The sequence below is a fragment of the Streptococcus sp. SS-4456 genome, assembly GCF_036680365.1.
Classification (GTDB): Bacteria; Bacillota; Bacilli; order Lactobacillales; family Streptococcaceae; genus Streptococcus.
On sequence record NZ_JAVIHI010000057.1, the window covers coordinates 1 to 11,268 of the forward strand.

Here is an 11,268-nt window from a genome sequence, read left to right on the forward strand (position 1 = left end):
CCCCCCCCCCCCCCCCCCCCCCCCCCCCCCCCCCCCCCCCCCCCCCCCCCCCCCCCCCCCCCCCCCCCCCCCCCCCAATAATATCTGTAATCATTGCATTTATAAGGTAATGGTTAGGATAAAAGACATGGATAATAGTAGAATATTATCTCAGCTTTATTTCAAATGTAGATTATTATAAAAGGGAAGGTGACATTTATGTCAACAAAGAAAACGTATCTTTTGAGAAAAACCTCAATCGGTTTGGTATCATTGGCAGCTCTTGCTTTGGTGGGAACGACTGTATCAGCTAATGAGATCGGTGTAGCAACTGCTCACGGTACTGGCGCTTATGCAGATCCAATTCCATCATTCAATATCAATACAGGCGAATTGACTGCAAAAGGTAGCAGCGTATTGAACTCTGACTACAAACCAGCCTTGGATCCAAGTACAGTTGATATTTCTAAGAATGGTGAGGGTGTGACTGCTGAACTTCCAGAAGTAGCACTTGGTTTCGACAATGGTCAGCCATATGTTTACGCACATGGTGAAGGTGTTACGGCGTCAGCAGAATTGCCAGCTTTAGACCTAAGCACAGTAGAACTTACTAAGCATGGTGAAGGTGTTACTGCTCCTGCCTTGAATGAAGTAGCAGTTGCCTTGGACGAAAATGGTTTGTACTTTACAAATACACCAGTAGAAGCACCAACAGCAGAAGCGCTTCCTGAAGTAGAAATCGGTGGTAAAGATGGCGAGTTCTATCTATATGCTAAAGGTGAAGGTGCGACTGTAGAACTTCCAACAATCGACCCTGCAACACTTGGAGCACCTATTGAGACAGCAAAAGGTGAAAGCGTAACAGCACCAGCACTTCCAACAGCAGAATTGCCAGCTTTGGAAACAGCAAAAGGTGAGAGCGTAACAGCAGAAGCATTGCCAACAGTAGAAGTTTCTACAGATGAAAACGGTGAGTATCTATCATCAAAAGGTACAGGCGTAACAGCAGCAGAGCTTCCAGCGATTGACCCAGCAACACTTACAGTTGCACCAGCGCCAGTTGAAGCTCCTAAAGCAGAAGTGGCTGCAGTAGCACCAGTGGCATCAGCAGCGCCAACAGCTAAAGCAGCAACATCATCAGCTTCAGCACCAGCAGCAACTTCAACTGCCGCTTCAACGACATCATCAGCAAAACTTCCAGAAACTGGTGAAGCTTCTACAGCGGTTTACTTTGCTACTGCTCTTGGTCTTCTTGGTGCAGCAGCAATGCTTGTTAAAAAACAAGAAAACTAATCTTTACTAACTAACTAATCTCAAAACAAGGAGCCAGCCTCCTTGTTTTTTTATTCTAGTGTACAGGTATAGACATTTGAAGAACTTTGATACATCGTTGCTTTCGACTTGACCTACTCTACGGAAGTGACTTGCTTCGCATGTCCTATTTCCAACCTAGAACAAGCCATAGGCTGTTCTAGCAACCTGCACCTCGGTTCCTTGTCTGAAAGCTCTTCAAATGACTATAAATCCAGGAATTCTCAACAGGGTCCTTACATAGTATCCATACAAAAAAACGAATGGAACAAGCTGATCATATGGTTGGTGCTTGCTTCATTCGTTTTACGTATTTGAAATAGGGTCTGGTTGGTTCTGTCTACTCAACCTTGTCCAAGGTCACATATACATGAGGTTCTGATACCAGGTCATATTTGGCTTCTATAGATGGGTCGAAAGGATTTCCCCACATAAGGACCTTGTACTGTCCATCCTCTAGGATAAATCCTGGCGCAATACGTCCACCCAGTCCAGTCATTCCTGGGAGAAGGGCAGAACCTTCGCCCTCAAGTCCACGGATGAGGTAGTGGTTTGGGCTATACTCTACTAGGTCGGTCACTCGAGCTGTGTAGGTGTGGATGAGGTGTTCCTCTTCCTCATCTTCACTTTGACGAAAATCTTCGTAAGTCGTAAAGGTACCGTCTGCGCTGATAGTGACCTCAACATAACGGGCTTGTTGGCTGCTTCCTTGCCATTTTCCAACCAGACCATCTGGAATAGTGGTAGCAGGTAGGGTAAGGAGCTGAGTGTGTGTTGTTTCGGTACTTAGGATGCTCTCTTCGGCTTGAGAGCCCTGGGTTTGTTGTTCTTGTTGTACTTCTTGACTAGCCTCTACTGATGAACTGGTTTCGGTTGTCGTTTCTTGGGAACTAGCAGGCTGGGAGGAGCTAGTCTGTTTGGTACTTGATTGACTGGTTTTGCTTGTAGCTGTCTCTGATTTACTTTCTTGCGTTTTTGATGTGCAAGCTGTTAAGAGACAGGTTACAGAAAGCAACAATACTGAGTAGTTGAATATCTTTTTCATTTGAATAACCTCCGTTTATACATTCCATTTATAAATAGAGTATAGCAAATAAAAACAAGCCTGTCAATACAATTTTGTAACATTTGTAATATTTTTGTAACAAAAGAAATCTTTTTGTTACTTAATCTTGAAAAATTCCTTTATGTCTGCCTGCTCAATACCAATCATGGGGTCGATGGTTAGCAGGTTGTCCACAGTCAGAATGTATTCTCTGGGCTGTACACTTGTTTTTTCTGGCTGGTCTTGGTCAAGAAGGGACAGTTGATGGCTGTTTTTTGTTACTGGCTCTGTTTGTTTTGGCTTATCTGACTGGGCAGGGGGCTGGGTTTGAGTGGCTGTGGCTGTTTTGCTTTCGTTGTTATCTGTCAGACTTTCCTTGCTGTCCTGCTCTGCTATTTCCCTTTGGAAACGTGGGACCAGATAGGTTTTGCGGAGGGTGCCAGCGTTTTTGACGGCGTAGTCGAAGGCGGAGATTTCGCCCAGGAGGATGAGCTTGCTCTTGGAGCGGGTGATGGCAGTGTAGACCAGATTGCGCTGGAGCATGCGGTGGCTGGTGCGGGTGATGGGAAGGATAACGACCTGGAACTCACTGCCTTGGGACTTGTGGATGGACATGGCATAGGCCAGGGTAATCTTGTACCATTCATTGCGTGGATAGGTGACCTCGCTACCATCGAAGTTGATAGTTATCTCGTCCTGCTTGGAGTCGGTGTACTTGGCAGGCAGGAGGTCGGTGATGTAGCCCAAATCACCATTGAAGACATTGGCCTCAGCATCGTTGACTAGGTGGATGACTCGGTCGCCTTGGCGGAAGGCTTGCTCGTTGTGGAGGAATTCCAGCTCTCCGTCTTTTAGGGGATTGAGCAGGGCCTGGGTCATGGTGTTGAGCTGGTCAATGCCTGCGGCACCACGGTACATGGGAGCGAGGATTTGGACTTCGTTTGCAGGGATGCCTGACTTGATAGCTGCACCGACAATGCGCTCAATCAGGGCTGGAATTTGTTCGTTTTGCGCTTCAAAATAGGAGCGGTCAGCCTTTTTCTCACGGAAATCGCTCGGCAAGGCCCCTTGGCGAATTTGGCTGGCTAGGGTAACAATGGTCGAATCATCGGATTGGCGGTAAATGCGTTCCAGTGTGATGCTGGGTAGCTTGTCAATTTTCAAGAGGTCAGCTAGGACCTGACCGGGACTGACAGATGGCAATTGCTCGGCATCGCCGACAATGAGAACCTGGGTCTGGGATGAAATGTTCTGGAAGAGCTGGTTGGCCAACCAAGTATCGACCATAGAAAACTCGTCTACGATGATGAAGTCGGCTTCGAGGTAATCATCTCGGTAGGATTCTTCCTGTCCTTCAACAAGCCCCAGATGGCGGTGGATGGTGGCAGAAGGCAACCCTGTCAATTCATTCATCCGTCTGGCTGCTCGTCCAGTTGGAGCTGCGAGAAGGACTGGGCATTCTTCTCGATTGCGTGTTAAATCAATCTTATGCAAGATGGCATAGACCGCGATAATACCGTTGATAACCGTTGTTTTTCCAGTCCCTGGTCCGCCTGTCAGAATGAAAAGCGGATTGGTAATGGCTTGGACGATGGCTTCTTTTTGAATATCGTCATAGGTCAAAGAGGACATACTTTCCAGCTCGGCTATGGCAGCCTCTACGTCTGCGCGTGGGAAGGGTTTGAAGCCATTTTTTCCCATCAGGCGGGTCAGGTTTTTATGGATACCATGTTCGGCAAAGTAGAGGCTGTTGTCGAAAATCTTGGTGCCTTCCTGCTGGACCTTGCCATCTTCTATCAGACCGGTCAATTCTTGGGCAACAGCAGCAGGGTCAAGTTCGGTATGGCGGGATTTTTCCAGCAGTTCAAGGGTAGCTTCTAGTAAATCTCTAGCCTCCACATAGGTATCACCTGTTTCCATAGAGCGATGAATGAGGCTAAAGAGCATACCAGCCCGGAAACGTTGGGGTGAATCACTGGCAATTCCTAGGTTTTCGGCAATCCTATCGGCAATGGTAAAGCCAAGTCCCTGTACATCTTCGACCAGTTGATAGGGATTTTCCTCGATAATCTGAAGTGTTTTTTCCTTGTACTGGTCTTGGATTTGAAAGGCTAGCTTATTAGGAATACCGTATTCAGCTAGTTTGGCTAGTATCAGCTCCGTTCCATAATTGAGGCGGAGTTTTTCGATAAAGGACTGCCTATTTTTGCTGGATAGTCCAGAAATTTGGGTCAGTTTTTCAGGCTCAGCCAAAATCTTATCAATAGTATCATCGCCATAGAGCTCAACAATTTTCTCGGCTGTTTTTCGACCAATTCCCTTGAAATGGTCGCTGGAAAAATACTTGACTAGACCAGCAGAAGTGGGCTTGCTGCGTTCGTAGCGCGTGATTTGCAGCTGCTGACCGTATTTGGGATGGGTGACTAGATTGCCATAAAAGCGATAGTCTTCTCCTTCGATGACATCAGCAATGGTCCCTGTTACAATAATTTCGTAGTCTTCATAATCGGCATCTGTTTCCTCAATTTCGAGGAGCAGGATTTTATAAAAATTACTAGGATTTTCAAAAATGATCCGGTCAATGGTGCCGGTAAAATAAACTTCGTTCATAGAGAATATTTCCTAAAATAGTGAAAAAAGAAGAGGCTGGGCAAAAAGCCCTGGCCCACTTCTCAGTGTTCGTGTCAACATCTCAGCGTAGTGGTTGATTGGCTTTAACAGTCTGGGAGACTGTTAAAGGTAGGAGATAAGATTTGCAAAGCAAATCTCAGCAGTTCATGTTTTACACTCCAGATCTGACCATTACGACTGTTGCGAACACAACGTTCGCTCTATTTCCAACCTCCAACAGTCACTACTCTGACTGTTTTGTAGCGAACTCTATTCGCTCTATCTCCGACCTCCAAAGGTTCCCCAAACCTTTGGAGCTATGCGGGGGTGGGAGTTTAAAAGGTCTGGGAGACCTTTTAAAGTGGGAGATATAAGCTGACGGCAGTCAGCTCACATAAATTGATGTCTGGGCATAGACTATTTCAGCTCAACAACTGGAAATAAGGATCTGTTGACGAACTCTTTTTTAGACTAGTCGAGTTCTTTCCCACTCCCTTGTTTCTGTTAATCAACAGTTCCAATTCGATTGAAAGGCCACATGCGGAAGACAACTTCACCCTTGATACTGTCGCGTGCAAATGTTCCTACGCTACGGCTATCTAAAGATACTAGGCGGTCATCACCTAAGAGATAGTATTGTCCTTCTGGTACTGTAAGGCTGAAATCAACAGAACCATTGGCATCCTGTGTAAAGGCTTGGGCAGTTTGGGCAACGGCTTGGAATTGTTTGTTGTAAGCATATTCTTCTTGCAATTTGTCCTTTTGAAAGGCTGATAGGTATTCATCAAGATAGGGTTCATCCACTTCCTGATCATTGACATAGAGGGCATCATTTGCATAGCGAATGGTATCGCCGGGCATGCCGACCACCCGTTTAACAATCAATTTTTCTTTACCATCGCTGTCTGTTTCGCTGGCCACGACAATATCAAAACGATCTATGGATGTGGTTTTGAACATTACCAACTTTTCTTGGTGTTGGAGAGTAGGATCCATAGAATGACCATCAACGGATACAGGGTCCCACAAGAAGTAGCGACTAGCAAAGAGAGCGATCATAAAGAGAATGAGTGTCCCCCATTCAGCTAAGAAGGCTATGAAGCCTCGTCTTTTTCCCATATTTATTCCTCATTTCACTAATTTTTGTGCTTTTTGCGTATTGGCAAAGTGGAGCTTGGCAGTTTGGTTTAGGCCTGCCAGACCATATTCTTTTAAGATGCTGGCTGCGACATGGTCGGATTTGCTTCCAGCTCCGGAAGGTAGGTTTCTGCCTACCAGTTGACCAAGCTGGGTAAGGTTCTCTAAAAACATACTTCTTGCAATGATAGAAGATACTGCTACAGCCAGGTACTTGCCCTCAGCCTTTTCTTCCAAGGTCACTGGATTAGCAAATTGATTGGCTTCTTTCTTCAGGTATTTTTGGTAATTTTGGCTAGAAGTAAAGGCATCAATGACAATCTTCTCAGGCTGGGTTCCCTTTTGTAGGAGCAGGAAAATAGCCTGATTGTGTAGGGCGACCTTGACAGACACCGCATTGTAGCCCTGCTCGATTACCTCATTGTATTTTTTGGGGGACAATAGCAGAGCTTGGTGGGGGATTTTCTCTTTTAAGAGAGGAGTGATTTGGCAGATTTTTTGGTCTGTCATTTTTTTGGAATCATCCACGCCAAGCGACTTGAGAAAGGCATGGTCTTCTGGGCGGACAAAACTGGCAACGACTGCCAAACCTCCAAAATAAGACCCGTTTCCAACCTCATCGGTCCCAATCATGGGCAGGTCTTGACCTGGCCTAGTCGACTGTTCAGAGCGTTCTGGCTCATAGCCCCAGAGACTTGCTTCCTGCTCTGCCATTTCCCCTTGGAAAACGACCTTGCCTGAAGTATAGATGGACAAGCTAGCATCAGCTAGTTTGAAAAATGCTTCTATATAAGGATTTTTGCTAGCCTGTCGATAGCGGTCGTAGTGGGCTAGCATGGCCTGTTTTTGCTGGGTTGATGGCTTTAGGACAAGAGTATTCATGTTTTTATTGTATCACAAATGCGGGTTAGAGTGTGCAGAAAAGGGTGGTTTTTACTATAATAGGAGGAGAAAGTGAGGTAGACAATGAAAGATCAAGTACAGTACAAGTGGGCGACCTTGGGGACGGGTGTCATTGCCAATGAATTAGTTCAGGCTTTGCAGGCAATGGGTGGCAATCTTTATTCGGTAGCCAACCGCACCTATGATAAGGGTGTGGAGTTTGCAAAAAAATATGGGATTGAAAAGGTTTATGCGGAAATCGATGAGGTGTTTGCGGATCCAGAAGTGGATATTATCTATATCTCAACGCCTCACAATACCCATATCAATTATTTGAGAAAGGCCTTGAAGGCTGGGAAACACGTCCTCTGTGAGAAGTCCATTACCTTGAATTCGGAAGAATTAGCAGAAGCTATTCAGTTGGCAGAGGAAAATCAGGTTATTCTGGCAGAAGCCATGACCATTTTCCATATGCCAATCTATCGTCAGTTGAGCGAAGTTGTTGCAAGTGGCAAACTTGGAGATTTGAAGATGATTCAGATGAACTTTGGTAGCTACAAGGAATACGACATGACCAACCGCTTCTTCAATAAGAACTTGGCAGGAGGTGCTCTTTTAGATATCGGTGTCTATGCTCTTTCCTTTGTCCGTTGGTTTATGACGGAAAAGCCAAATCAGGTACTATCTCAGGTTAAATTGGCTCCGACAGGTGTGGATGAGCAGGTAGGGATTTTGCTCAGCAATGATGTAGGAGAAATGGCGACCATCGCCTTGACTCTCCATGCCAAGCAGCCAAAACGGGGCACTATTGCCTACGACAAGGGCTACATCGAACTCTACGAGTATCCTCGTGGTCAGAAGGCAGTCATTACCTATACAGAAGACGGTAGTCAAGAGGTAATCGAAGCAGGCGAGACAGCCAAGGCGCTATCTTATGAAGTGGCGGATATGGAAAAAGCTGTCGCTGGTATCGAAAATACCATGCACCTAGCATTTACCCAAGATGTCATGGATATTATGACCCAACTCCGTAAAGAATGGGGCTTGGTTTATCCGGAGGAAGTTTAGAAAGCTTCTTGAATTCTATTTGGGAGCTTTAGGTAGATTTTGGGAATGGCTTTCTTTGGTGAGTAATGTGACAGAACTGTAACAAATATATAGGTTGTGTAACAGAAAAAAAGCAATATTACATAAGGGCAACAGTTTATTAAAAAGCCCTCTTCGTTCTTGTTTTTCACAACAGAATTAGGTATGATAGTACTATCAAATCAGAAAAGGAATAGAAGATGAAACGTAAAAGAGTTACAAAACCAAAGCATATGCGTCGTAAGAGAAAAACATCCCTTTTGCAAACAAATAAAAAAATGATGTACGCGTCAACCTTGGCCCTTTCACTTTTCACAACTGGTATGGTTAGTCCACAAGTTCTCGCATTGGAGTGGACACCACGAACTGTTGAAGAAATCGTTACTGAAATTACCAACAATGAAGGTCAGTTGACTTATACGGTTAAGTATGGTGATACCCTTAGTGCTATCGCTTCAGCTATGAATGTTGATATGCATTTGTTGGCTAAAATCAATCAGATTACAGATATTAACTTGATTTTCCCAGATACAGTTTTGACAGCTACTCTTGATCAAAACAATCAAGTTACCCAGATTGAAATTGAAACACCAAGCCAGGAAAATCCAGCAGAAACTGTTCAAGCAACTGTGGATGTGACAGCTAATCAGGCGACTATTGATAATACAGTTGTAAACTTGGCTGAAGTTCCTGTAGTAGCCCCAGTCGCTCCAGCAGTAGAAGCTCCAGCAGAGGCGACAGCCCCCGTTGAGCCAGCAGTAGAAACTCCAGCCGAGGTAACAGCTCCCGTTGAGCCAGCAGTAGAAGTTCCAGCAGAGGCGACAGCCCCTGTTGAGCCAGCAGTAGAAGCTCCAGCCGAGGCAACAGCTCCCGTTGAGCCAGCAGTAGAAGCTCCAGCCGAGGCAACAGCTGCCGTTGAGCCAGCAGTAGAAGCTCCAGCCGAGGCAGCAGCAGAAGCTCAAGCGGCAGCAGAAGCCCAAGCGGCAGCAGAAGCTCAAGCGGCAGCAGAAGCCCAAGCGGCAGCAGAAGCTCAAGCGGCAGCAGAAGCAGAAGCTCAAGCGGCAGCAGAAGCTCAAGCAGCGGCAGAAGCCCAAGCGGCAGCAGAAGCTCAAGCAGCGGCGGAAGCTCAAGCGGCGGCGGCAGCTCAAGCAGCAACTAGCTCTTACGATGTAGGCTTGCAACCACAGGTCGCAGCCTTCCGTGCAGAAGTAGCTAACGCCTTCGGTATTACTTCTTTCTCAGGTTACCGTCCTGGTGATTCTGGCGACCATGGTAAGGGATTGGCAATTGACTTCATGGTACCACAAAGTTCAGCATTAGGTGACCAGGTGGCAGAGTATGCTATTGCTAATATGGGTGCGAAAAACATTTCTTATATCATCTGGAAACAACGTTTCTATGCGCCATTTGACAGTATCTACGGTCCAGCTTACACTTGGAACTTGATGCCAGACCGCGGAAGCATTACAGAAAACCACTACGACCACGTACACGTGTCATTTAATCCATAAGACAAATAGTAAAACTCATCCTTTAGAGGATGAGTTTTTTTGCGTCCTTTTATTGGATAAAAGGGAATGTTTTTATTGAATATCTGTCATAAAATAAGGAAAAAACAATCTTATCACAAGAGCAATAGCTGTAAATCCAAAAAAGGCGAATATTTATCAAATATATTGATAAAATATACGGGGGCTATAATGGAAGCGGCATAGACAAATAGGGTAAACTAGAATAAAAACTTGACCACGAGATTAAGAATTTTCCTTGTGGGTAAAATACTACCCATAGTATTTGTTATGCTATAGACAGAAGCATAGGAGATATGCAAATACATTTTAAGGAGTTATATATGTTAAAAGGGATTCAGTCTATTGGCAATCTTGCTTTGTTTTTTCTGAAGATAGTTATTCTGATTGTTTGTTGGGATGTTTTTGGCATTAGTCTATCCAATCCAAGCAAATTAGCTAATTATATTGTAGTGGGAATTGTGGTCTTGCTTTTCGGCAGTAACAAAATGAACGATCTACGGCAATCGACCTTTTATAAGGAGATTTATCTAAAATTATTTGCTATGGTAGCGGTCGTCCTTTTTCTGTTCATTCCAACAGTCTATTCCTTGTTTCGTGTGGAAAGTTTGCTACAGGAGAATGGGTTCTTTCGGGTAATTGGAGGATTTGTTCTTGCAATCGCTATGCTGATTTTTGCAGGTGTTTTAATTATTCTACCTTTTTGGCTCATCTATCGTGCGGCAATTTTTATCGCTGGAACAGATCGTTCTGGTTATATGCAGGTGCCAAAATTTTTTAAGCATCAGCCTAAGAAGATAAGGCTATTTATTCTTAATAAGACTCCAAGATTTGATCGCCTAGCTATCGTCTGTGGTATTTTTTTAAGTATTGTCTATCTTCAAGCAGGGTCGGTCCCTTTACCAGCCTTTCTATCCTTTTTAAAGGTTGGCACCTATATTCACCCTCTGGTTCTCGTGTTCTTGTATAAGATGATTTCGATTCGTTTTAATTACAGCATGCATAATTTTTCTTACCATTTCTTTGATCCAGCTTCGCCCGTATTTCCACATCTGAAGCCAGGTTTTTACGAGGAACTTTTCAAGGTCAAGTCATCAGGCGGCTCTACTGTCCAACAGAAGTGGGAAGTAGATAGGCGGTATAATGCAGAAATTTGATACCACCGGGCGACAGTCGTTCCTGTCCAACTTCCCTTCATTACTCTTTCTTTGTGTTGGTCTATGGATGAGGATGGAACAAATTGGAAAATTTACAAACCAGTTCAATACCTAACTGGTCCTCGCTCTGGCAAGGGAATGACTGAGGCGGAAAGGCGAGCGACATCTTTGAAGACACCAACTGAACCAAGTTTTATCAAACCAGTCGCAAAACAACCAGACATTAGAAGGAAATAGCTATGGGGAAGAAATTTGAATTTATATTGCGGATAGTCTTATTTGGAATGGGTGTTTTTGTGGTTCGCAACACGCTTGCGTCCCTGTGGCCCTTTACCTTTATCAATGTGATGTTTTGGCTCTATACTGGGATATTGTTTGCGCGACTTTTCTTTCCAGACTTTTATGCCCGCTACCGTTCCCATCTCCATCTACTCCCTATTCTTTTCTACCATTTGTCAAGTCTATCAAGGTATTTGATGAAAAATATGTTGAGTTCAATAGTCAAAATAAGGAAATTGTTTTCTTTTGGACT

The 11,268-nt window shown here is 44.7% G+C and carries 10 protein-coding genes; 6 read left to right on the top strand and 4 right to left on the bottom strand.

Going from position 1 to position 11,268, the window contains the following annotated elements; genetic code table 11:
* The coding region (locus tag RFK25_RS10735) for a hypothetical protein (protein WP_332413406.1) at window positions 1-181 on the top strand (181 nt) is incomplete at its 5' end.
* Window positions 182-198: 17 nt separating this feature from the next.
* Window positions 199-1,272 (top strand): LPXTG cell wall anchor domain-containing protein, encoded by a 1,074-nt coding sequence (locus RFK25_RS10740; RefSeq protein WP_332413407.1) that lies wholly within the window; start codon window positions 199-201, stop codon window positions 1,270-1,272.
* Window positions 1,273-1,630: 358 nt separating this feature from the next.
* Here RFK25_RS10740 and RFK25_RS10745 read toward each other — a convergent pair whose 3' ends face one another.
* The 4 genes from RFK25_RS10745 to rnhC all read right to left on the bottom strand — a co-directional run bounded on the left by RFK25_RS10745 (window position 1,631) and on the right by rnhC (window position 6,964).
* Entirely contained in the window at window positions 1,631-2,335 is a 705-nt protein-coding gene (locus RFK25_RS10745; protein WP_332413408.1) for a hypothetical protein, read from the bottom strand.
* Window positions 2,336-2,452: 117 nt separating this feature from the next.
* The gene (gene recD2, locus RFK25_RS10750; protein ID WP_332413409.1) at window positions 2,453-4,945 is read right to left on the bottom strand and encodes an SF1B family DNA helicase RecD2; all 2,493 of its coding nucleotides are present in this window, start codon (window positions 4,943-4,945) and stop codon (window positions 2,453-2,455) included.
* 504 nt (window positions 4,946-5,449) lie between these two features.
* On the bottom strand, window positions 5,450-6,064 hold the full coding sequence (lepB, locus tag RFK25_RS10755) for a signal peptidase I (RefSeq protein WP_332413410.1): 615 nt from the start codon (window positions 6,062-6,064) through the stop codon (window positions 5,450-5,452).
* A 9-nt stretch (window positions 6,065-6,073) separates the two neighbouring features.
* Window positions 6,074-6,964 carry a ribonuclease HIII gene (gene rnhC / locus RFK25_RS10760; RefSeq protein WP_332413412.1) on the bottom strand — a complete coding sequence of 297 codons (891 nt, stop codon included), beginning with the start codon at window positions 6,962-6,964 and terminating at the stop codon, window positions 6,074-6,076.
* An 84-nt stretch (window positions 6,965-7,048) separates the two neighbouring features.
* On the opposite strand from rnhC, the gene RFK25_RS10765 reads away from it, so the two are divergent.
* From RFK25_RS10765 to RFK25_RS10780, 4 genes are all read left to right on the top strand, one after another.
* Window positions 7,049-8,032 (top strand): Gfo/Idh/MocA family protein, encoded by a 984-nt coding sequence (locus tag RFK25_RS10765; protein ID WP_332413413.1) that lies wholly within the window; start codon window positions 7,049-7,051, stop codon window positions 8,030-8,032.
* Window positions 8,033-8,250: 218 nt separating this feature from the next.
* Entirely contained in the window at window positions 8,251-9,561 is a 1,311-nt protein-coding gene (locus tag RFK25_RS10770) for a LysM peptidoglycan-binding domain-containing protein (RefSeq protein WP_332413414.1), read from the top strand.
* Window positions 9,562-9,902: 341 nt separating this feature from the next.
* The gene (locus tag RFK25_RS10775; protein ID WP_332413415.1) at window positions 9,903-10,736 is read left to right on the top strand and encodes a hypothetical protein; all 834 of its coding nucleotides are present in this window, start codon (window positions 9,903-9,905) and stop codon (window positions 10,734-10,736) included.
* A 63-nt stretch (window positions 10,737-10,799) separates the two neighbouring features.
* Entirely contained in the window at window positions 10,800-10,973 is a 174-nt protein-coding gene (locus RFK25_RS10780) for a hypothetical protein (RefSeq protein WP_332413417.1), read from the top strand.
* Window positions 10,974-11,268: the final 295 nt, after the last annotated feature.

Coding starts and splice junctions, on each gene's coding strand:
- RFK25_RS10740 (WP_332413407.1), top strand. CDS start 199: ATGTCAACAAAGAAAACGTATCTTTTGAGAAAAACCTCAATCGGTTTG.
- RFK25_RS10745 (WP_332413408.1), bottom strand. CDS start 2,335: ATGAAAAAGATATTCAACTACTCAGTATTGTTGCTTTCTGTAACCTGT.
- recD2 (WP_332413409.1), bottom strand. CDS start 4,945: ATGAACGAAGTTTATTTTACCGGCACCATTGACCGGATCATTTTTGAA.
- lepB (WP_332413410.1), bottom strand. CDS start 6,064: ATGGGAAAAAGACGAGGCTTCATAGCCTTCTTAGCTGAATGGGGGACA.
- rnhC (WP_332413412.1), bottom strand. CDS start 6,964: ATGAATACTCTTGTCCTAAAGCCATCAACCCAGCAAAAACAGGCCATG.
- RFK25_RS10765 (WP_332413413.1), top strand. CDS start 7,049: ATGAAAGATCAAGTACAGTACAAGTGGGCGACCTTGGGGACGGGTGTC.
- RFK25_RS10770 (WP_332413414.1), top strand. CDS start 8,251: ATGAAACGTAAAAGAGTTACAAAACCAAAGCATATGCGTCGTAAGAGA.
- RFK25_RS10775 (WP_332413415.1), top strand. CDS start 9,903: ATGTTAAAAGGGATTCAGTCTATTGGCAATCTTGCTTTGTTTTTTCTG.
- RFK25_RS10780 (WP_332413417.1), top strand. CDS start 10,800: ATGGATGAGGATGGAACAAATTGGAAAATTTACAAACCAGTTCAATAC.